Origin of the sequence: Streptomyces sp. NPDC050433 (assembly GCF_044458565.1) — a bacterium.
In the GTDB taxonomy this organism is placed as follows: Bacteria; Actinomycetota; Actinomycetes; order Streptomycetales; family Streptomycetaceae; genus Streptomyces.
Window position 1 is genome coordinate 169357 of the sequence record NZ_JBITIB010000012.1, and the last position, 21180, is coordinate 190536.

General features: G+C 68.7%; 23 protein-coding genes and 1 pseudogene. 18 read left to right on the top strand and 6 right to left on the bottom strand.

Annotated features, from left to right (window positions below; all coding sequences use genetic code 11):
- The first annotated feature begins 28 nt into the window (after window positions 1-28).
- From ACIBLA_RS17110 to ACIBLA_RS17135, 6 genes and pseudogenes are all read left to right on the top strand, one after another.
- Window positions 29-847 (top strand): peptidoglycan-binding protein, encoded by an 819-nt coding sequence (locus ACIBLA_RS17110; protein ID WP_363239758.1) that lies wholly within the window; start codon window positions 29-31, stop codon window positions 845-847.
- Window positions 844-1698, top strand: a complete 855-nt coding sequence (locus ACIBLA_RS17115; protein WP_363239757.1) for a DUF2690 domain-containing protein — start codon at window positions 844-846, stop codon at window positions 1696-1698. The genes ACIBLA_RS17110 and ACIBLA_RS17115 overlap by 4 nt, the downstream gene beginning before the upstream one ends.
- Before the next feature lie 37 nt (window positions 1699-1735).
- Window positions 1736-2279 (top strand): annotated as a pseudogene (locus ACIBLA_RS17120) (IS5 family transposase); the annotation flags it as partial.
- 65 nt (window positions 2280-2344) lie between these two features.
- Window positions 2345-2593, top strand: coding sequence for a YlcI/YnfO family protein (locus ACIBLA_RS17125; protein ID WP_399199018.1), 249 nt, complete (start codon window positions 2345-2347; stop codon window positions 2591-2593).
- Window positions 2594-2595: 2 nt separating this feature from the next.
- Complete coding sequence (locus ACIBLA_RS17130; RefSeq protein ID WP_399199019.1) at window positions 2596-2967, top strand: toxin Doc; 372 nt, start codon at window positions 2596-2598, stop codon at window positions 2965-2967.
- Window positions 2968-3703: 736 nt separating this feature from the next.
- Window positions 3704-6640 (top strand): BTAD domain-containing putative transcriptional regulator, encoded by a 2937-nt coding sequence (locus ACIBLA_RS17135; protein ID WP_399199020.1) that lies wholly within the window; start codon window positions 3704-3706, stop codon window positions 6638-6640.
- A gap of 7 nt (window positions 6641-6647) precedes the next feature.
- Here the strand turns inward: ACIBLA_RS17135 and ACIBLA_RS17140 are convergent, their stop codons facing one another.
- Window positions 6648-6818, bottom strand: a complete 171-nt coding sequence (locus ACIBLA_RS17140; protein ID WP_363239754.1) for a hypothetical protein — start codon at window positions 6816-6818, stop codon at window positions 6648-6650.
- A 207-nt stretch (window positions 6819-7025) separates the two neighbouring features.
- Between ACIBLA_RS17140 and ACIBLA_RS17145 the strand changes: the two genes are divergently transcribed.
- Genes ACIBLA_RS17145 through thpD form a run of 9 tightly spaced genes read left to right on the top strand, consistent with a single transcriptional unit; the run spans window position 7026 to window position 14175 of the window.
- The gene (locus tag ACIBLA_RS17145; RefSeq protein ID WP_399199021.1) at window positions 7026-8315 is read left to right on the top strand and encodes a diaminopimelate decarboxylase; all 1290 of its coding nucleotides are present in this window, start codon (window positions 7026-7028) and stop codon (window positions 8313-8315) included.
- The gene (locus tag ACIBLA_RS17150; RefSeq protein ID WP_363239752.1) at window positions 8312-8704 is read left to right on the top strand and encodes a 4'-phosphopantetheinyl transferase superfamily protein; all 393 of its coding nucleotides are present in this window, start codon (window positions 8312-8314) and stop codon (window positions 8702-8704) included. The genes ACIBLA_RS17145 and ACIBLA_RS17150 overlap by 4 nt, the downstream gene beginning before the upstream one ends.
- Window positions 8705-8727: 23 nt before the next feature.
- The gene (locus tag ACIBLA_RS17155) at window positions 8728-9159 is read left to right on the top strand and encodes a hotdog fold domain-containing protein (RefSeq protein WP_363239751.1); all 432 of its coding nucleotides are present in this window, start codon (window positions 8728-8730) and stop codon (window positions 9157-9159) included.
- Window positions 9156-10691, top strand: coding sequence for a class I adenylate-forming enzyme family protein (locus ACIBLA_RS17160; RefSeq protein ID WP_399199022.1), 1536 nt, complete (start codon window positions 9156-9158; stop codon window positions 10689-10691). Before ACIBLA_RS17155 ends, ACIBLA_RS17160 begins: the two co-directional genes overlap by 4 nt.
- 27 nt (window positions 10692-10718) lie before the next feature.
- Window positions 10719-10988 (top strand): phosphopantetheine-binding protein, encoded by a 270-nt coding sequence (locus tag ACIBLA_RS17165; protein ID WP_214923742.1) that lies wholly within the window; start codon window positions 10719-10721, stop codon window positions 10986-10988.
- Window positions 10989-11025: 37 nt separating this feature from the next.
- Complete coding sequence (ectB, locus tag ACIBLA_RS17170; RefSeq protein WP_363239749.1) at window positions 11026-12294, top strand: diaminobutyrate--2-oxoglutarate transaminase; 1269 nt, start codon at window positions 11026-11028, stop codon at window positions 12292-12294.
- 26 nt (window positions 12295-12320) lie between these two features.
- Entirely contained in the window at window positions 12321-12725 is a 405-nt protein-coding gene (locus tag ACIBLA_RS17175; protein ID WP_363239748.1) for an ectoine synthase, read from the top strand.
- 2 nt (window positions 12726-12727) lie between these two features.
- Entirely contained in the window at window positions 12728-13282 is a 555-nt protein-coding gene (gene ectA, locus ACIBLA_RS17180) for a diaminobutyrate acetyltransferase (RefSeq protein WP_363239747.1), read from the top strand.
- Window positions 13279-14175: an ectoine hydroxylase gene (thpD, locus tag ACIBLA_RS17185; protein WP_399199023.1), complete on the top strand. Its 897-nt coding sequence runs from the start codon at window positions 13279-13281 to the stop codon at window positions 14173-14175. The genes ectA and thpD overlap by 4 nt, the downstream gene beginning before the upstream one ends.
- A 59-nt stretch (window positions 14176-14234) precedes the next feature.
- Here thpD and ACIBLA_RS17190 read toward each other — a convergent pair whose 3' ends face one another.
- Window positions 14235-15254: a helix-turn-helix domain-containing protein gene (locus ACIBLA_RS17190; protein WP_363239745.1), complete on the bottom strand. Its 1020-nt coding sequence runs from the start codon at window positions 15252-15254 to the stop codon at window positions 14235-14237.
- 64 nt (window positions 15255-15318) lie between these two features.
- On the opposite strand from ACIBLA_RS17190, the gene ACIBLA_RS17195 reads away from it, so the two are divergent.
- Both ACIBLA_RS17195 and ACIBLA_RS17200 read left to right on the top strand, forming a co-directional pair.
- Window positions 15319-16602: an MFS transporter gene (locus tag ACIBLA_RS17195; protein WP_363239744.1), complete on the top strand. Its 1284-nt coding sequence runs from the start codon at window positions 15319-15321 to the stop codon at window positions 16600-16602.
- 45 nt (window positions 16603-16647) lie between these two features.
- Window positions 16648-16890: a hypothetical protein gene (locus ACIBLA_RS17200; protein WP_363239743.1), complete on the top strand. Its 243-nt coding sequence runs from the start codon at window positions 16648-16650 to the stop codon at window positions 16888-16890.
- Here the strand turns inward: ACIBLA_RS17200 and ACIBLA_RS17205 are convergent.
- The 3 genes from ACIBLA_RS17205 to ACIBLA_RS17215 form a co-directional block, all read right to left on the bottom strand.
- Window positions 16881-17900, bottom strand: coding sequence for a helix-turn-helix transcriptional regulator (locus ACIBLA_RS17205; RefSeq protein WP_363239742.1), 1020 nt, complete (start codon window positions 17898-17900; stop codon window positions 16881-16883). The two genes, ACIBLA_RS17200 and ACIBLA_RS17205, sit on opposite strands and share 10 nt — an antisense overlap.
- A gap of 6 nt (window positions 17901-17906) precedes the next feature.
- Window positions 17907-18911, bottom strand: a complete 1005-nt coding sequence (locus ACIBLA_RS17210) for a phosphoribosylglycinamide synthetase (protein ID WP_399199024.1) — start codon at window positions 18909-18911, stop codon at window positions 17907-17909.
- 172 nt (window positions 18912-19083) lie between these two features.
- Window positions 19084-19389, bottom strand: coding sequence for a hypothetical protein (locus tag ACIBLA_RS17215; RefSeq protein ID WP_363239740.1), 306 nt, complete (start codon window positions 19387-19389; stop codon window positions 19084-19086).
- Between the two features lie 99 nt (window positions 19390-19488).
- Here ACIBLA_RS17215 and ACIBLA_RS17220 point away from each other — a divergent pair, with 99 nt between their 5' ends.
- Window positions 19489-20916 (top strand): gamma-aminobutyraldehyde dehydrogenase, encoded by a 1428-nt coding sequence (locus ACIBLA_RS17220; RefSeq protein ID WP_399199025.1) that lies wholly within the window; start codon window positions 19489-19491, stop codon window positions 20914-20916.
- A 75-nt stretch (window positions 20917-20991) separates the two neighbouring features.
- Here the strand turns inward: ACIBLA_RS17220 and ACIBLA_RS17225 are convergent, their stop codons facing one another.
- A complete protein-coding gene (locus ACIBLA_RS17225) occupies window positions 20992-21180 on the bottom strand; it encodes a hypothetical protein (protein ID WP_399199026.1) in 189 nt (62 codons plus the stop codon).

The window sequence follows — 21180 nt, forward strand, 5'->3', positions numbered from 1 at the left end:
AGCGGCCCCGAACGCGAATGGGGGAAACATGTCGCGTTGGAAGCCGCTGCCCGCCGAACTGCACCCGCACGTGTACCAGTTGATCGTGCGATTGCGCAGACTGAAGGACCGCGGGGAGCTGAGCACGCGCCAACTGGGCGTGAAAACCGGGTACAGCGCGAGATCGTGGCAGCGGTATCTGAACGGTAGGTCACTGCCGCCCCGGGAGGCCGTCGAGGCGATGGCCCGAATCGGAGGTGACGATCCGGTCCGGCTGCTGGCGCTGCACGAGACAGCGGCCGAACACTGGGCCCGGGGACGCCAGGCCCCCTCCGATGCCCCGAAGAGTGCCGCGGGGAGCGCCCCGGAGGGCACTCCGGTGACGCCGCTCCACGCTCCCACGGAGCAGCAGGCGTACGGGCGTTATCTGCGCGCCGCGGTCATGGCGGGAGCAGTGGCTCTGGTGTTGTCCGTCTCCGCGGTGCTCCTGCTGGCCGTACGCCTCGCCGACGCCCGCGCCGAACTCGCGGACCGCGCCGGTACGGCCCCGGCGACCCCGGCCACCGTGTCGGAGACCTTGATACCGGTCTCCTACACCTGCCGGTTGGAGCGGCATGACGGCCGCTGGTACGCGGGCCACAGCAACACCAGGGACATCATCCTGGCGTACACGCACGTGGGGCGGGAGGTGGCCGAGGCGCAGTGCCTGCTGCGCCGGGCCGGTTTCTCACCGGGTGACATCGACGGCATTTTCGGCCCGCAGACGCAGCGCGCCGTCGAGCGAATACAGAAGCGGGACGGGCTGGTCGTGGACGGTGTCATCGGCCCGCACACCTGGAAGTCCCTGCGGGCGGCGGCGCCCAAGTGACCGCGGAGAACGACCGGTTGGCCGCGGCACTGCGGGAGTTGCGGGCCCGAACAGGTCTTAGCCTGGCGGCGCTGTCGGAACGGACCCCGTACAGCAAGTCCTCGTGGGAGCGTTACCTCAACGGCAAGAGCCTGCCCCCTCGTCAGGCCGTACAGGAGCTGTGCCGACTCGCGAACGAGCCGCACGGGCGGCTGTTGGCCCTGTGGGAGATCGCCGAGTCCGGCTGGAGCGGACGCGCGGCGTCCCCCGCTCCGGCCCCGGCCCCCGCGCCCGAGGATGCGGCGTCCGCCGCCCCAGCCCCCACCACCGAAGCCGAGGAACCGCCCCGGCCCACTGAGAGCGGGCGGCCGCGCGGCCGCAGGGGCCGGCTCATGGTGGTGCTGGTGTCGGTGTACGCCGTGATCGTCGGCGGTGTGGCACTGGTGTTCTTCCTGCTGTCGGACCGAGGGGCCCCGGCGGACGAACCGCTGACGGACTCCGCCCCCTACTCTCTCGGCCCCCAATGCCACGGAGCCGCCTGCGAGGGCCGGGACCCGATGCGCCTGATCTGCGGCATCGGCCCCGCCACCCTCACCACGTACCGCACCGCCACCGGCGCCCACGTGGAGCTGCGCTACAGCGAGAAGTGCGGTGCGACCTGGGCCCGCGTGTGGGGGGCCCGGATCGGTGACCTGGTAGAGGTCACGGCGGCCGGCCCGACCCGCGACGTACGCATCAAGGACACCGCCGACGAGGAAACCTACCGCTACACCCAGATGACCGCGGCCGCCCCCGGCGGCACCGTCCGGGCCTGCTTCCGCCCCACGTCGCCCGACGGCGAACGGGAGTGCGTCGAGGCCCGCGTGGGCTAGGCCGTTTCCTTCGGATCATCTGATCGTTGGTTGATGTGTGTCGTTGACTGACGCGCAGTGGGCGCGGATCGAGCCGTTGCTGCCGGACCGGACGCCTCGGCAGGGTGGGCGGTGGCGTGATCACCGGCAGGTGATCGATGCGTTCGCGTTCAAGTACCGCACCGGGACGCCGTGGATGGATCTGCCCGAGCGCTTCGGGTCCTGGAAGGGGGCCCACAACCGGCTGCGGATGTGAGCCGCCGACGGCACCTGGGAGAAGGTCTTCACCGCTCTGCTCGCCCAGGCTGACGCCGAAGGCGAACTCGACTGGGTCGTCGCGATTGACTCCACCGTCGTCCGTGCCCACCAGCACGCGGCCGGGGCCCGTCAAAAGGGGCCCGCCCGGCGAGCCGCACGATCACGCCCTCGGCCGGTCCCGCGGCGGGCTGACCACCAAGATTCACCTGGCGGCCGACAGCAGGTGCCGGCCACTGGCGTTCGTCATCACACCCGGCCAGGCCGGTGACGCACCCGCCTTCCCTCAGATCAAGGCTCGCTTGCGAGTGCCGAGACCGATCGGTCGCCCCCGGACGACACCCGAACGCTCTGTTCGGTTCTGTCCGTCGACCCGATATCGGTGCTGTACGCCTTGCTGTACGGTCGGAGTATGTCGAAGCCAGTGACGATCCGAGTCCCCGAAGAGCTCCACGCGCAGCTGCAGGCGCGTGCCGAGGCCGAAGGCACCACGGTCACCTCGCTCATCACCGAGGCCGCGCGCAACGCGGTCCGCGACCCGCGGCTGGAGGGCGCGGCTGAGGTCTTCCGCGCCTTCGTCGCCGACAACGCTGCCGCGTTCGACGCGGCCTTTCCCGATGACGCCCCCGACCGGCTGGACTCCTCGCGGCGGGCTGCCTGACCGTGGAGCTCTACATCGACATCCGGTGGCTCCTGGAGCGCCAGGCGGAGGTCCTGCCCAAGCAGCCCTCGGTCCACGACTTCTCAAACCTGGTCGCCGCGGTCGCCCGCCACCGGGTCAACACCCCTCAGGTCGGCGTCACCGTCGACAACGCCTGGCGCGCGGCCGTACTCATGCACACCATCATCCGGCTGCAGCCCCTCCCGGCCCGCAACGCTCTGTTCGGCTCAGCCATCGCCGTGGCCTACATGGGCGCCGCCGGTGAAGGCATCAACCCGCCGTACGGCGCCCTGATCGACCTCGCACGCGACATCGACGCCGGACGGACCGACGCATACGACACGGCCGACCGCATCGGCTCCTGGCGGGTCTGAGTGCCTGCCCGGTGGGAGTTTCCCCAGCTCAGGATTGGAAGTGGCAGCGCCAGGGCTGGATCGAAGGCGATCCGACGATCGGCATCGAACCTCTGTCTTCTGCCGGGGAAGGCCGACCCTGTCGGCGGTAGCGGCAGCGAGACGGGCTGCGACCGCTGACGCCCCCGGCATGCGGCACCCAACTGCGCTGGACTACGCCGGAGCTGATCGCGGCCGGCCAACGAGCGGGGCCGGGCGGGGCCGGGCGCGAACGTCCGCGCCCCATTCCGCCGCCCGCCCATCCAGGGCCGGCCTCGGCACGACGGCGGCCGACCCGGATCGCCAGTCGACCGTGCCCGCAGCGCCGGTGCAGGGCAGTCCGTCGGACGGCTACCGTCGCGCCCTCGAAGCGCACCGCGAAACCGCTCGCGCCTGGCCTTGCCCGTTCGAAGGGGTGGGGCCAGTCCTCCCGTTGCCCTGGGGCCGGCGAACCCCCGTTCAAGACACGCGCAAGACAGACGGGGCGGAACCGAGTTCCGCACCCGAGTAGGCATCCCATGAGTGAGCTTAAGATCACAACTTGGGCTCGAAGGCAGGCATCGTCCTTAGGGGGTACTACGTGCACGCCCCGATTTCAGACATAGACGAGACAACCGCAAGCGGCAGACCCCACTTCAGGATTCTTGGATCCCTGGAAGTCTGGAACGCAGGGGGCCCGGTCCCCATCAACGGGATCCTGCGGAAACGTGTCCTCGCCATGCTGTTACTCGAAGCCGGGCGGGTGATCCCCGTCTCACGCCTTGTTGAAGCCGGTTGGGACGAAGCGCCTCCGGAGAGCGCGGCACACCAGATCCGCAAGGCCGTGGCCGAGTTGCGCCGCCGGATCCCGCAGGGCTTCGAACTGATCGTGACCGATGGCCCCGGCTACCGTGCGGTTGTCGGCGTGGATCAGCTCGACCTGCTGCGTTACCAGGAGTTGCTGCGTCAGGCCCATGCAGCGGGGGAAGCGGGAGCGCACGCGAGGGCGGCGGAACAGCTGCGCTCCGCGCTGGAGTTGTGGCGAGGGCCTCTGCTGGCTGGGGCCGGCGGGCAAGTCGTTGATGCCATTTCGACCGCCCTGGAGGAGCAGAGCCTCGCGGCCGCCGAGCGGCTGTACGAGCTGACCATAGAGGCGGGCGAGGCGGCCTCCATCATCGGTGAACTGCGCTCCATGGCGGGCCGGTACCCCTTGAGGGAGACGCTGCGCAGCCAGCTGATGCTCGCTCTCTACCACACCGGCCAACAGGCCGCTGCCCTCGAAGAGTTCACTCAGATTCGGGACCTGCTTGCCGAAGAGCTCGGCATCGACCCCAGCGCCAAACTTCGTGAGTTACATGCATACATGCTGCGGCAGGATCTCTCCCTCGCCCCTCCGGAGCGGGCGCCGGCCCGCGCGTACGGCGCTTCCTTTGAGGTCCCGCAGGCGCTGCCGTACGACATGCCGGACTTCTCAGGCCGTGCGTCCGAGCTGGAGCGGATCCGTGCAGCGGTCGAACGCACACCGACGAGATCGCCCACGGTCATCGCGATCGACGGCATGGGTGGCGGGGGCAAGACCGCGCTGGCCGTACGAGCCGCGCACCAGCTGGCGCAGCGCTACCCGGACGGGCAGTTGTTTGTCGACCTGCGAGGGTTCACTCCGGGACAGAGGCCGCTCAGTACGTTCTCCGCCCAGGGTGACCTGCTGGCGGCCGCCGGGATCCCCAGCGAGGAGATTCCGGGCGTTCCTGCAGGCCGCAGCGCACTCTGGCAGTCCTACATGCGCGGCCGCCGGATGCTCCTCATCCTCGACAACGCCGACACCTCCGAACGGGTCCGTACCCTCATCCCCACCTCGCCCGACAGTCTCACCCTGGTCACCAGCCGCCCCCGGCTGACGGACCTCGACGGCGTGGAATGGCTCTCCGTCGGTGCCCTCCCGGAGTCGGACAGCCACGAGATCCTGCGGCACACCCTGGGCGCCGAGCGGGTGGAACGGGAGCCGGAGGCCGCGGTCGAATTGCTGCGACTGTGCGGCGGGCTCCCGCTCGCCGTACGCATCGCGGCTGCCCGGCTGTCGAACAGGCCGCGCTGGACGATCCAGCGTCTGGTCGACCGGTTACAGGACCACGGGCGGCGGCTCGATGAACTGTCCGGCGAGGACAGAGGAGTTGCGAGCGCGCTGTCTCTGTCGTATGAGTCCCTGCCGAAGGACCAGCGCACGGCTTTCAGACTGCTGGCCCACCACCCGGGCCGGTACATCGACATTGACGAGGCCGCCGCGCTGCTGGGCGTCGGGGCCCTGGACACCGAGGATCTCCTGGAGAGGCTCGTGGATGTCCGCCTGCTGGACGCCAGGGAGCCAGGTACGTACGCCTTCCATGATCTGGTGCGCCATTTCGCGCGCCGGCTGGCTCAGGGCCAAGCGGCTCCGGAAGACGGGCAGTCGGTGGAGCGGCTCCTCGACCACTATCTGCACACGGCGGCGCACGCCTGCGACACACTCTTCCCCGGCAGGCCCCGCCACAGCGGGTCCGTTGGCGAACGGGACGGACAGGAGCCGGAATTCGAGGGCAAGGATGTCGCACTGAGATGGCTCGACCAGCACCGTGACAGTCTGCTGGCAGCAGTGGACATCGCGCACGGACGCGGGCTGCTGCGGCACGCGGCGCGGCTGCCGCGCGAGGTGGGCTTCCACTCCAGCATCCGCAGCTACGACCTGGACGCGAATGTGGCGCTCGAGACGGGCGTCACGGCATCCCGGCAGCTGGCGGACCCGTCGCTGCTGCGTCTGAACCTCACCAATCTGGCCATGGGGCAGTGGCGGCTGGGCCGCATCAGGGACGCGGTCGCCCATCTGGAGGAAGCCCTGGAGCTGTCACGGTCCATGAATGACCCACGCAGCGAGGCCGAGTGCAAGGCCCGGTTGGGCCAGGCGTACAACAGCCTGGGCGAATTGCGGCGCGCACTCCAGCTCAGCGAGGAGGCCAACCGCATGGCGCGGAAGACCGGCTTCGCACGGCTCGACGGCTCTTCCCTGAGCACTCTGAGTCAAGTGCAGGTGCGACTCGGGCAGTTCGCGGTGGCGGCCGAGACGGCAAAGGAGGCGCTGACAGTATTCGACTCCATAGGAGAGTTACAGCTGTCCGTGGACGCACTCAGTTATCTCTCGCGAGCCCTGGAAGGCATGGGCCGTTACGAGGAGGCACTTGCCCGGGTGGAAGAGGCGGTCGAGCGCTGCGAGCATCTCCGGATGCCCTCCGTCCTGCCGGCCATGCTCGCCTGCCGCACTGACATCCTGCTACGTATGGGCCGGGTCGAGAACGCCCGCGAATGCGTCCTGCACGCGCTGGCCGAGGCCATCCGCAGCACGGACGACATCCACCGGGCGCTCGTGCATCTCTCCGCCGCCCGCACGTACTTCGCGCTGGGCGACTTCACGGAAGCTCTGCGCCAGAACCAGCTGGCCCACGAGGTCTCCTCCCGCATGGAGCTGCACTACGAGAAGGCCCAGGCCCTGGACGGCCTCGCCGCAACCAGTGAGGCGATGGGAGACCTGGAGGCCGCCGCCAGTAACCGCCGGAAGGCCGACTCGCACTTCTTCCTCATGGGCGTACCGGAAGCCGTGTTCCGGTACGCCAGAGGTGACGGCTCCCAGGAGGACCGGTACGCCTGAGCCCCAGTCAGCTGTTGCCGTTGTTGTCGTTGGCGGTGGCGCTGGTCGCCTGGCCGGCACTCGTGCCGGCCGCTGTCGTCAGCTGCCAGCCGGAGTCCTGGGTGCCGGCCTGTGCGGGGGCGGCGAGCGCCCAGACGAAAGCCCCAGCCGCGACGATGGTGGTGAGCTTGGTGCGCATTTCGAATCTCCCTCGGGTGGCGTTTCCCTCTGACGCCGCTGATACTTCCGCGACTCCTTCCCTGCCCGTTACCGCCCCGGCACCCTGCAGATCCCGCGCCCTCGCGCGCCCGGCCCAAAGAGGCCAAGGACGCTTTTGACCAGCGGTTCTGCATTCCACTCCGCAGTCGTCGACCGCAAGAATTCGAGCGGCGGCAAGGAGGAGAACATGAGCGCCGAGGAAATCCACGTTCAGGGAATCCCCGCGTCAGCACTCGCTGACCGCTTCGGAACCCCGCTGTTCGTCTACGACACCGAGATCCTGGAGAGCACCTTCCGCACGCTCCGCGAGGAGCTTCCGGAAGAGATCGACATCTTCTACTCACTCAAGGCCAACCCGAACATCAGCGTGTGCGCCTTTCTCGGCACGCTGGGCGCGTGCGCCGAAGTCTCTTCGTACACCGAACTGCTGACTGCCCTGCGGGCCGGTATCGCACCCAGCGACATCATCTTCCTCGGTCCGGGCAAGGACGAGCGGGAGCTCGCGGCCTGCGTCGAGGCGGGAATCCACGCGGTGGTGTGCGAATCCCTGGCGGAACTCCAGCTGCTGGACGACCTGCTGGAGAGCAGCGGGGGCGGCACCTTCCCGGTGATGCTGCGGGTCAACCCGGCCTTCGCCGGCAAAGGATCGGGGCTCGCGATGGGAGGCAAGCCCCGGCAGTTCGGCATCGACGAAGAGACCGTACGCCGCTCCAAGGAGCAACTGGCGGCTCTGCAGCACGTCGAGGTCATCGGCCTGCACGCCTACATGGGCACCCGCATTCTGGATGCCGCCGACGTCGTCCACAACACCCGCAGAATCCTGGCCACCGCCGAGGATCTCGCGGGGGAACTCGGTATCCCGCTGCGCACGGTAGATATCGGCGGTGGGCTCGGAGTCGCGTACTTCGACGGCGAGGCAGACCCCGATGTAGCAGCACTCGGTACCGGAATGCGTGAAGTCGTCATCCCCTTCACACAGCGTCACCCTGGATGCCGCGTGATCATGGAGCTGGGTCGGTACCTGGCCGCCCGCGCTGGGACATACATGGTGCGCGCCCGCTATGTGAAGCAGTCCATGGGGGAGTGGTTCGTGGTCGCTGACGGCGGCACCAACCACCACATGGCCGCTGTCGGCATCGGCAGTTTCGTCAAGCGGAACTTCCCCGTGCGGCACATGAGCCGCCCCGGCGGCCGGGCGGACCGCCGCTATTCGCTCACCGGTCCGCTGTGCACGCCCAACGACGTAGTCGCCAAGAAGGTCGCCCTGCCCCAAGTGCGGCCCGGTGATCTGCTGGGCGTAGAGCGTTCCGGTGCGTACGGACCCACCGCGTCCCCCGGGCTCTTCCTGAGCCACGGCTTCCCCGCCGAGGTGGTGGTCCACCGGGGCGAGGCCCACCTGGTGCGTGAACGGGACACGCCCGAGGACCTGCTCAGCCGCCAGCAGCTGGCTGACTTCAGCGGGGAAGGCCGTCAGTGAACCCACCAGATGTGCGCATCGGACTGGACGTAGTCGACCGCGGCGAGCTGCGTAGGCTGGCGGACCGGGACTGGTTCCTGCGCTATACCTTCGCCGCCGAGGAGCTGGCGCTCGCCGCGCAGATGACCGCCGGGCGCCGCCTGGAGTTCCTGTCCGGCAGGTTCACCGCCAAGGAGGCGGTCCTCAAGTCCTTGGGCCGGGGCTTCTTCCAGGGACTCGCGCCCCGCGAGATCAGCATCGGCCGCACGGACGACGGAGCGCCGTTGGTGCGCTTCACCGGCCGGGCCGCCGGCTTGTCCCTGCCTCCCCCAGCCCTGTCCATCGCGCACAAGAAGAACGTGGTGGCGGCTGTAGCGATCAGCATTCCCTCTGCGGGGACCGGCATTTGACCTACTGAGAGGAGTTCCGTGCCATGAATACACCGGAAAACGAGTCCAACCCCACCACCACATTCCTGCGGGTGCGCATGAGCCAGGCAGATGCCCACTACGGCGGCGGCCTGATCGACGGGGCTTGCATCCTCCGGCTGTTCGGAGATCTGGTCACTGAGATCACCGTACGCACTGACGGCGACGAGGGCCTGCTGTCCGAGTACGCGAAGGTCCGCTTCACCGCTCCCGTCTACCCCGGCGACTACATCGAGGCCCGCGCACGGCTCGTCCACCGCACCAGACTGCGCCGGGTGGTGGAGCTGGAGGCACACAAGGTGGTTTCAGCACGTCCCGGTGCGTCGCCGAGCGCTGCCGAGGCACTGTCCAGCCCCCAACTGGTCTGCAGCGCCACGGCCACCACGGTCGCTCCTCTGGTCGCCAGGCCCACCCCGACCGAAGGGGCGGCGGCGTGACCCCGGCGGACGAACAGCCGCGGCTGCTGCACGAGGTGCTGGACGCCGCCGCCGAGAAGCTTCCGCAGCGCATCGCCCTGACCGACCGGAACGGCAGCCTCACCTACGGTGAGCTGGCCACGGCCAGTGTCCGCGCCGCCACGGCATTCGCCGGACGGGGCGTACGGCGCGGTGACCGGGTGGTGGTCACGGCAGTTGACGGACTGGGCATCGCGGCGGCGCTGTACGGTCTCTCCCGGCTCGGGGCCGCTTTCAGCGTGCTGCATGAGCAGGTGCGGGGCGGGCCGCTGGAGCACGTACTGCTTGACAGCGAGCCAGTGCTGCTCGTCACGGACGACTCTTCGGCCGAGGCGACGGCACAACGGGTGGGGACGGCGTCCCTGTCGCTGACGGAACTCCTCACGGTGCAGGCCGGGGCAGGACCGCTGCCCCACCCCGGCACCCTCGCCGTCGACCCGGCCTGCCTGATCTACACGTCGGGCACCACCTCGCTGCCCAAGGCGGTGGTGAGCACCCATCAGCAGATGCTGTTCGCGGCCTCGGCCATCCAGGACCGGCTGGACTACCGCGGCGACGACATCATCTACTGCCCGCTGCCGCTGTCCTTCGACTACGGCCTGTACCAGTTGTTCCTCGCGGTACTCAGCGGCGCGCAGCTCCGACTCGCCACCGCGGCCGAGGCCGGTCCACCACTGCTGCGCAGTCTGGAGAGCAGCGGGGCGACGATCCTCGCGGGTGTCCCCTCGGTCAGCGACCGACTGGCCTGGTTGCTCGCCCGTAGCAGCCGCGGCAGCGGGCGCCTGGCCGGACTTCGACTGCTGACGAACACCGGTGCCGCCCTGCCCGCCGAGACCATGTCCACCCTGCGCTCCGCCCTGCCCGGTCTCCGGATCCAGGTGATGTACGGGCTCACCGAGTGCAAGCGCGCGGCGATCATGCCACCGGACGGGGATCTCGAACGTCCAGGATCCAGCGGCCGGCCGCTGCCTGGCACGGAGATATACGTCGCCGGAGACGACGGCGAGCGTCTCCCGCCGGGCGAGATCGGGCAGTTCGTGGTGCGCGGCCCTCATGTGATGACCGGCTACTGGCGCCGTCCCGAACTGACCGCCGAACGCTTTCCCCGCGCCGAAGGCCTCTTCCCTGAACTGTGTACCGGCGACTACGGCTGGATGGACGAGGACAGCTATCTCTACTTCTCCGGCCGCCGGGACGATCTGTACAAGGAGCGGGGCTTTCGCGTCAGCTGTACGGAGGTCGAGGCGGCGGCGCGCCGGATCGAGCAGGTGTCGGCAGCAGCTGTCCTGCCTCCGGACAGCGGACGACCCGCGCTGCTCGCGGCGGTCACTGAACTGACCACCGATGAGCTTCTGGAACGGATGCGCGAACAGATCGAGCCGTTCAAAATCCCCCGCCGCTGCGTCCGGCTCAACGAACTGCCGGTCAACGGCAACGGAAAGGTCGACCGGAAGCAGCTTGCCTCCCTGGTCGAGGCGGACGTTCCCGACCGGCAGACAGCCCAACTCGACTGAACCCAACTCGACTCAAGGAGAAGACTCATGGAACGCAAGGATGTCGTCCAGGCCCTGGAGACGGCGTTGACCGATGTACTGGAGCGCCCTGTCACCGGTCTGCGGGGGGAGGTCAGGCTCTTCGACGACCTGCACCTGGACTCCACCACCATGCTCGAGATGCTGATGGCGCTCGAGGACTCCATCGGGCTCGTAGTCGATCCCGAAGAACTGGACGTGGACGACTTCGAGTCGGTGGACACATTCACCGACTTCGTACTTTCCGTCCCGCTGGCCCCTTCCCCCGCCGCGGCGTGACCGTACGCGCTGCTCCCGAAGCAGAAGGAGGCACCGCATGACGATCACTCTGCCGGACCTGAGCGTCTTCGAAACCCTCGAGTCGGAGGTACGCAGCTACTGCCGTGGCTGGCCGACCGTCTTCCAAAGCGCGCAGGGCTCGCACATGTACGACGAGGACGGTCACGCCTACCTCGACTTCTTCGCCGGTGCGGGCGCCCTCAACTACGGCCACAGCAATCCCGTACTCAAACGTGCCTTGCTGGATTACCTGCAACGGGACGGCGTCATACACGGTCTGGACATGTCCACAACGGCCAAGCGCGCCTTCCTGGAATCGTTCCAGGACATCGTGCTGCGGCCCCGCGACCTGCCGTACAAAGTCATGTTCCCGGGCCCGACGGGTACTAACGCCGTCGAAGCGGCGTTGAAGCTGGCGCGCAAGGTCAAGGGTCGTGAGACGGTCGTGTCCTTCACTGGCGCGTTCCACGGAATGTCACTGGGCGCTCTGGCGGTGACGGGCAACGCCTTCAAACGCGCTGGTGCGGGTGTACCTCTGGTACACGGCGTCCCGATGCCCTTCGACCGCTACCTCGACGGCCGGGCCCCGGACTTCCACTGGTTCGAGCGACTGCTGGAGGACCAAGGCTCCGGCCTCAGTCAGCCGGCCGCTGTGATCGTCGAAACGGTGCAGGGCGAGGGCGGCATCAACGTGGCCCGCACCGAGTGGCTGCGGAGCCTGTCGGACCTGTGCCGACGGCGCGACATGCTGCTGATCGTCGACGACATCCAGATGGGCTGCGGCCGGACGGGCGCCTTCTTCTCCTTCGAGGAGGCCGGCATCGTCCCGGACATCGTCACCCTCTCAAAGTCCATCAGCGGCTACGGCTTGCCCATGTCGCTACTGCTCCTCAAACCGGAGCTGGACGTCTGGGAGCCGGGCGAGCACAACGGCACATTCCGCGGCAACAACCCGGCCTTCGTCACGGCTACCGCGGCGCTGGAGGCCTACTGGGCCGATGGCCACCTGGAGAAGCAGACCTTGGCCCGTGGCGAACAGGTCGAGATCACGCTCAGAGGTATTGCCGCCGAACACCACCACGAGGTGGCGGACGTCCGCGGCCGCGGACTGGCCCGGGGCCTGGAGTTCCATGACCCGCTGCGTGCCGCGAGGATCTGTCGCCGCGCCTTTGAGCTGGGGCTTCTCGTAGAGACCTCTGGCGCGCTGAGCGAGGTGGTGAAGCTGCTGCCCGCCCTGACCATCACCGAGGACGAGCTGGACGAAGGACTGGCTGTCCTCGCCCGTTCCGTCCGCGAGACCCGCTGAGACAGTCAAGGAGAGGAGAACCACCCATGATCGTACGGTCGTTCGCCGGCATCACCGATACCGACCGTCACGTCCGCTCGCGTTCCGGAACGTGGGAGAGCAAGCGGATCGTGCTCGCCCGGGAAAAGGTCGGCTTCTCGCTGCACGAGACCACCGTCTACGCCGGCACTGAGACAACGATGTGGTACGCCAACCACATCGAGGCCGTGCTCTGCGTCGAGGGTGAGTCGGAGCTCACCGACGAGGAGACGGGGGAGACGCACTGGATCGCTCCGGGCACGATGTACCTCCTCAACGGGCATGAGCGGCACACCCTGCGTCCCAAGACCGACTCTCGCTACATATGCGTATTCAACCCGCCGGTCACCGGCCGAGAGGACCACGACGAGTCTGGCGTCTACCCGCTTTTGACCGAGGGCGAGGTGGACTGACCGTGACGACCGCACTCAAATCCGGGCCCCAGGCATCGCCCCGCAAGGAGGCCGTCTTCCGTACTCCGCGTCCCGCGGATGGCTTCGCGGTGTGGGAGATGGTGAAGAACACCCCCGGCCTGGACACCAACAGCCCTTATTACTACGTGCTGTGGTTCCGGGACTTCGCCGACTGCTCGCTGCTGGCCACCGTGGACGACGAGATCGTCGGCTTTCTCACCGGCTATCGGCGTCCCGATGAACCGGACACGTACTTCGTCTGGCAGACCGCGGTCAGTCCGCGGCACGGGATCCCGTTCCTCGGCGTGAAGCTCTTCGAGGCCGCAGCCGACCGGCAGTGGGACCGCGGTGCCCGGTACGTCGAGGCCACCGTCTCCGCCGAGAACAAGGCCATCCTCATGGTCCTCAGGCAGTACGCCCGCAAGCGTTCGGCCGAGGTCACCGACCGTGTGCTGTTCCCGGCCGACTGGCTGGGCGACGGCCATCACGACGAAGTCCTGCACCGCATAGGCCCCCTCGCAGACGTGCCCTCCAAGCAGAAGGAGAAGACCGTATGACCGCCGCCACCCGCACCGACCTGTATCCGACCCGCGTCACGGGCGAGGCGATAGCCCGGACGCGCCTCGATCCGACCGTCTGGGGCGACCACGAAGGGCCGCTCAGCCAGCAGGAGCGGGACCGCTACGAGTCCAACGGCTACCACGTCTTCGACAACCTGCTGACCCCGCAGGAAGTCGAGACGTACCGCGCTGAACTCCAGCGGCTGAGCGAGGACCCTGTGCTGCTGGCGAGCGACCGTGTGGTGCTGGAGCCGGATTCCGACCGCCTCCGCTCGGTCTTCGAGGTCGAGAAGGTCAGTGAGCTCTTCGCCGCACTGCTCAACTCACCCCGGCTGACCGACGTCGCCCGGCAGGTGCTCGGTTCGGACGTATACGTCCACCAGAGCCGGGTCAACTACAAGCCCGGCTTCGGCGGCGCCCAGTTCGACTGGCACTCGGACTTCGAGACCTGGCACGCCGAGGACGGCATGCCCCTGCCGCGCGCGTTCAGCGTGTCCATCGCCCTGAGCGAGAACTACGAGTTCAACGGCCCTCTCATGGTCATGCCGGGTACGCACAAGACGTTCGTCCCCTCGGTCGGCGAGACTCCCCTGGACTTCCACAAGGAGTCCCTTCGGGTGCACCGCATCACCGTGGGCTCTCCCGGCCAGGAGCACCTGTCGCGGATGGCCCACGAACACGGCATCAAGCAGATCGCCGGCCCCGCCGGGTCGGCGGTGATGTTCGACTCGAACCTGATGCACGGTTCCAACGGCAATATCACCCCGTTCTCGCGCTCGAACATCTTTATCGTCTACAACAGCGTGGAGAACGCCCTGGAGGAGCCCTTCGCGGCAGCCCTTCCCCGCCCCCAGCACCTGGGCAACCGGGAGTTCGCACGCGGGATGTGACCTCAGCTGAATGACCCGTCCGGCGCGGGGCAGCTCCAGTGGAGCCGCCCCGCGCCTCGTCATGTGTACGCCGGCCGCAGACCTCCGGGGCCGCGGAATGTGGTGCGGTAGGCGCTCGGTGAGATCCCCAACGCTGCGTGGAAGTGCTGACGCAGGTTGGCCGCCGTACCGAGTCCGGTCTGCGCGGCGACTTGGTCGACGGGCAGATCCGATTCCTCCAGCAACTCTCTGGCACGTTCGACGCGCTGCTGGATCAGCCAGTTCATCGGCGTCATGCCGACCTCGTCGCGGAAACGCCGGTTGAAGTTCCGCACGCTCATCGCTTCTCTGGCTGCCAGCTGCCCCAGAGTGATGGGCTCTTTCAGGCGCCGCAGCGCCCACTCGCGGGCGGCCGATGTGGCGGGCGCCGAGAGAGCGGGCACGGGGCGGCGGATGTACTGGACCTGGCCGCCCTCACGGTGTGGCGGTACGACAGTGCGGCGGGCGACGTCATTGGCGACGGCCGTTCCATGGTCACGCCGGACCATGTGCAGGCACAGGTCGATTCCGGAGGCACAGCCCGCCGAGGTCAGCACGCCCCCAGCGTCGGTGTAGAGCACATCCGGGTCCAGTTCGACCTGCGGGAACAGCCTGGAGAACAGGTCGGTGTAGCGCCAGTGCGTCGTCGCGGTGTGCCCGTCAAGCAGCCCGGCGGAGGCGAGCACGAAAGCGCCGGTGCAGATCGAAGCCATCCGGGTGCCGGGGCGGATGCGGGCGAAAGCCTCGGCGAGTGGGGCCGGAAGCTCCGGGGTGTCCTGGACGTAGTCCTCGTACGACGACAGAACGATCACGGTGTCTGCCTCGGCCAGCGCCTCGGGGCCGTGCGGGACACTGACGGTGAAGTCGCCGTCCGTACGCACGTCGCCGGCCTGCAACGTGCAGGTGGCGACCTCGTACAGCTGCTCTCCGTCCGCCGAGGCCCCCTCTTTGGCCTGTCCGAACAGCTGGTGCACGATGCCCAGTTCAATGGGGAGCAAGACCTGGCGGGCAAGGACGGCAACGTGATGCCGTCCGGAGTGAGAGAAAACAGGCATGGCCATATCCTTGCGCACCTCGGCCATCTAGACCCTCGTTTTGGTGAGACTCTCCCACCAGGCTTGAGGCATGGCTCAGCTGACACAGACCTCACCGACCACCTCACCGCGCGCCCCGGGGCCACGCTTTCACCGCGCCTGGGCCATCGCCGTCGCCTCGGGCGCGGCCATCGTCATAGCCGGTGCCTTCACCACCGTCCCCGGCCTGCTGGTAACGCCGCTGCATGAGAACTACGCCTGGGACCGCGGCCAGATCGCCCTGGCTGCTTCGGTGAACATGGTGCTCTTCGGTCTCGCCGCTCCCTTCGCGGCGGCTCTGATGGATCGGGTCGGAATCCGCCGCGTAGTCGTGGGTGCGCTGCTGCTCATCACCGCGGGCGCCCTGCTTACCAGCGTCATGGCACAGCCCTGGCAACTGGTCGCGTACTGGGGCGTACTGATAGGTCTCGGCAGCGGCTGCCTGACCATGACCTTCGCCGCCAGCGTTACTGGCAGGTGGTTCGACAAGCGCCGTGGACTGGTCACCGGCGCGCTCAGCTCCTCCAGCCACCTGGGCCAGTTGCTCTTCCTGCCGCTGCTCGCGTGGGCCGTCGACCGCTTCGGCTGGCAACCGCCGGTGGTGACGCTGGCGTTCGTGGCGCTGGCGGTGGCCGCCCTGGTGTTCCTGGTGCTGCGCGATCACCCGGCCGACGCGGGCGTGAAGCCTTACGGAGCAACGGAGTTCGTACCCAAGCCCGCACCCGCGTCCGGAGCGGCCCAGCGCACGGTGAAGGTGCTCTTCAGCGCCGCGCGCACCGGCCCGTTCTGGCTACTGGCCGGCATGTTCATCATCTGCGGCGCCTCCACCAACGGCATCATGTGGAGCAACTGGGCTCCCGCCGCCCACGACCATGGCATGCGGGTCACGGCCGCAGCCTCGATGCTGTCCCTGATCGGCGTCTTCTCCGCCCTGGGCGCCGTCTTCTCCGGCTGGCTCACCGACCGATTCGACCCTCGCCGCCTGCTGACCGCCTACTTCGCGATCCGTGCGCTCACGCTGCTCGCGCTGCCGATGGTGTTCTCCTCCACGGTCACGCTCTCAATGATCGTCTTCGTGGTTGTCTACGGCCTCGTCGATGTCGCGACCGTCCCACCGGTCATCGCGCTCACCAGCCGCGTCTACGGCGAGGACGGCCCCATCGTCTTCGGCTGGACGAACTCCGCCCACCAACTGGGCGCGGGAGCCTCCGCCTTCCTCGGTGCCACCGCCCGCGACTTGTTCGGCACATACGACGTGGTGTGGACCACGCTGAGCGCGGTCTGCCTCGTCGCGGCCCTGATGGCCATCGTCGTACGCATCCCGCGCACCGCCTAGTACGTACCAAACGCACCGTCCCCGAAGCGACAGGAGAGTTCCGCCATGACGCAGATCCTCACCGGCTCCACGGCCGTCCCGACTCCACAGATTTCCCAGCCGCCGAAGAAGCCGCTGTGCACCTACTGCGGAGCCGATGGCCATGAGGACTTCCGGGTCCTTTCCCGGCACCGCACCTCAGTCGGCACCACGGTCTGGCTGCGCTGCTCCTGCGGTGCCCTCCAGGTCCGCGTCGTGACCGGCGCGGGGGCCCAGATCGTCGCTCGTGGACGCCGTGCTCAGGCGTAGGGCCGGGGCAGATGTCCTCGCTGCGCGGCAAGGACCCCGGCCTGGAAGCGGCTGCGCGCATCCAGGCGGGCCATGACCTCTGCCGCGGTGCGCCGGGCGGTACGCGGCGAGACGCCGAGCCGCTTGGCGACAGCCTGGTCGGTGTGGCCCTGGGAGAGCAGCCGCAACGCCTCCGCCTGCTGCGGCGTGAACCCCGTGGTGTCCCTGCGCTGTGGCGCCCCGAGAGGATCGGCCCGCCGCCAGGTTTCGTCGAAGAGCGCGCACAGCGTCTCGACCAGCCCGCGGGTCCGCAGGACGACGGCACCCGCCCCGGTGTGTTCACTGTCCACCGCGACGAGGGCCACCCTCCGGTCGCAGATGATCACGCGGTTGGGGAGGGTCGGCGTGGTCCGTACTTCTCCGCCGTGCAGGGTGAGCCACTCGGCGTGGGCCACGCTGGCACGGTCGCGTCGCAGACTTTCGAGGTAGACGGTGCGCATCCGGACCCCGCGCTCGAGGAGCCGTCGGTTCAGCGGACGGGAAGCGCGCATGTTCGCGCCGGTCTGCGCGCCTCCGGGTGCGAAGGCCAGCATCTCCTCACCGACCTCGGAGTTGAGGATCTCCAGGAAATCCCGGATGCTGTCGAGCCCGTCGAGGAATTCCACGCCGCCACCCTGCGGCACACTGCCCCCTGGTGGCGGAAACTCACCAAGCAGCCGTGCTGCCGCAGCCCTCCCCTCTCGCAGCCGCTGCTGATGCGCGCCCAGCTCAGCAGCCTGCCGGGAGAGAAGGATTTCCATGCCCAGGTGTGGGCTGACGGCATGCAGTTGATGCGGGGGCTCGGCAGCCGGGCGTACAAATCCCAGTGCCCGCAGGCGCCCCAGGGCCACACCCAGCGCCCGGTCGGACAGCCCCAGGCTGTCGGCCAGCTCTTGCTGGCCCTCCCCGGGAAGCGCCAGCAGCCGCCGGTAGACGGCTTCGCACGCTGCGTCCATGCCGAGGACATTCAGGGAGTTACTTCCGCTGTTCATGGTCGCTCATCCCTCCGTACGGATGTCGGTGACGAGGTCGGCCCGCGCCTGGCGGACCCGCTCCCTCGTGATTTCCGGCGAGTCGCCTTCCACCACCACGTAAGCGCGCCGCGAGCGGGGATCCGTGGCGGGCGGGATCCAGTCGTGGACGGTGTACGGGAAGCGCGCACCGCGTACCCAGGGGGTGACGGCGATGTCCTCCGTCCCCGCGTAGGTCCGCAGCCGGCCTTCAGACAGCGGGAAGAAACCGATCTCGGCGTACTGGTGCGCGGGCCGCAACCGCGGAGCTTCACCAAGGAGTGCGTCGAAGAGCGCCGCCTCACAGTCGAATCCGCTCGCGACCTGGATCAGCAGTGGGATGCGATCGGGGCTGAGCCGAGGCTGGCAGCACACCACCCGCGGCCCGTCAGCGGTGAGCGCCACTTCGGTGTGAGCCGGCCCGAAGCGGTAGCCGCTCGCCCGCAGCAACCCGCAGACCAGCTGTTCGACCGTCTCCCGCTCCAGGTTCGATAGCGGCGCGGGAAATAGATACCCCGTCACCGCGAAGTCCGGTGGACCACTGGTGCGCTGAGTAGCCATGCCCACGACATGGTGGCAGCCGTCCACGGTAAGCGTCTGCACAGTCAGCCGAGGTGCCTCCACTGATGGCTCATCGGCTTCCCGGAGCCGCCTGAGCGCCTCGGGCGGATTCGGAGACAGCCCAAGATGCCACGCCTCCTCGACGACCGGCAGCACGGATGGCCCGCTGCCACAGTGCAGCACGGTCCCGAGGTTGTGCTGACGTGAGACCTGGGTCACCAGCTGTCGCAGCCTCGCCTCGTCCGCGAAACTGGTGTGCAGCAGTTCCTCAGAAGCATCCGCGACCTGCGACAGGAAGTCGGCCTCAGGTATCAGGGGGTCCCACAGAGACCAGACGCGAAAGCCCGCCTCGGCAGCCTTCCTGGCGAGTTGGTGATAAGGCATCACCAACAGCAGCCTGTTCTTCGAACTCTTCGAGCGGCGTGCAGACATGGCCCACACCTTGCGCCGCCGTCTTCCCGGCGGCTTCCTCTCCTGTTCCCTCGGGGACCCACAAGACAGCTGACTCCCCGCAGGAAGCTGGGGAGTGCGAGCGGTACGCGCTGTCACGGCTCGGGCAGAGCGAGGAAGCCGAGGCGGAAGCTCGGCGCGCGTACCGGACCGATCAGAACCGCCCCTGGTACCGGGCGGTCCCGAAAAGCACGGACGCGGTCGCCGCCGCGGCACAGGCCGCCGACGCCGCCCGGCAGGAGGAAAAGGAAGCGCGGGAGGACCACGACCACGGCTCCGCCCCGCTGCGCCGGGCCGCGCGGAACTCCTGGTCGGGAACCCGGTCGGCGTAAGCGGAACGCACCGGCCGGACCACATCGATCCACTCCCGGGTGAGCAGGTCGATGTCGTCGAGGCAGTCTCCGGCGAACTGGACGACCCTGGGGGTCGGAGCAGGCAGCGCCTGGAGGTGACCGCGCATGTGCACAATCCTGACCCCCGCATCGGCGATGTAACCGGAGTCAGTGCCCAGGCCGCCGTCTCTCCACGGCACGGCCGTCGATCCACAAGGAGCACCCGAATGCCCGAACTGACCCTCCACAACATCGTCAACGGCGAACCGGCCGACGTCGAGGCGCGCATGGACCTCACCGACCCCTCCACCGGCGACATCTACGGGACCGCGCCCCGGTCGTCGGCCACCGATGTCGACGCCGCGGTGTCCGCCGCCCGCCGCGCGTTCACCGGATGGCGGCGCACCACGCCCGCGCAGCGTCAGGCCGCGCTCCTGCGTCTGGCCGACCTCGTCGCCGAGAACGCGGACACTCTGTTGGCCGCGGAGGTGCGCAGCACCGGCAAACCGTCCGGGACGACCCGTGTCCTTGAGATCGACCGGTGCGTGGACCAACTGCGCTTCTTCGCCGGTGCCGCCCGGGTGCTGGAGGGCCTGGCCGCCGGCGAGTACACGGAGGGGCACACGTCGTACGTGAGGCGCGAACCGGTCGGTGTCATCGGCCAGGTGACGCCGTGGAACTACCCGCTGATGATGGCGGTGTGGAAGCTCGGCCCCGCCCTCGCCGCGGGGAACACCGTCGTACTGAAGCCGTCCGACACCACACCGTGGTCCACCGTGCTGCTGGGAGAGCTGGCCGCCCGCGTGCTGCCGCCCGGCGTGCTCAACATCGTCTGCGGTGACCGGGACACCGGCCGGGCCCTGGTCTCCCACCCGGAGGTCGACATGGTCGCGATCACCGGCAGTACCCGGGCCGGCTCGCAGATCATGTCCGCCGCCGCGGCCGACCTGAAGAACGTCCACCTCGAACTCGGCGGCAAGGCCCCCGCCGTCGTCTTCGCGGACGTCGATCCGGCGCGCACCGCGCGGGCCCTGGCCGACGCCGCCTTCTTCAACGCGGGACAGGACTGCACTGCGGTCACCCGGGTGCTCGTGCAGCGCGAGGCCCATGACGCGCTGCTCACCTCGCTCGTCGAGGCGGCGCGCGCCACCCGCACCGGCGACCCGTCGCAGGACGTCTTCTACGGCCCGCTCAACAGCGCGGTCCACGCCGAACAGGTCTCCTCGGTCATCGCCGCCCTGCCGCCGCACGCCGTGGTGGAGACCGGCGGAACGCGCCTGGACCGTCCCGGCTACTTCTTCCCCGCGACGGTCGTCTCCGGTGTACGGCAGGACGACGCGGTGGTCCAGCGGGAGACCTTCGGCCCGGTTCTCACCGTCCAGCCCTTCGACACCGAGGACGAGGCGCTGGAACTCGCCAGCGGCATCGACTTCGGGCTTGCCTCCAGCGTGTGGACGGCGGACCTGGGCCGGGCGACGCGGGTCAGCGCGGAGCTGGACTTCGGCATCGTCTGGCTCAACTGCCATCAGGTGATCCTGGCGGAGCTGCCGCACGGCGGCTACAAGCAGTCGGGGAATGGGCGTGATCTGAGCCGCTACGGATTCGACGACTACACGCGCGTCAAGCACGTGATGGTCTCCCACACCGCCCCCTGAACCACGGCGAAACCATGGCGGGCTCCACCGGGAACAGTTGAGCCCGCCATGCTTCCGTCGTGGTTCCGCGGTGGGTCAGTCGGCGAGCTCGCCGGTGGCGAGGGCCCGTACGACCTCGGTCAGCAGCGCGAGACCGGCGACCATGTCCGCGTTGGTGGTGCACTCCAGCTCATGGTGGGAGACCCCCTCCGAGGACGGCACGAAGAGCATCACCGTCGGCACGAGATCCTTCATGTTTATGGAGTCGTGGCCCGCGACCGTCAT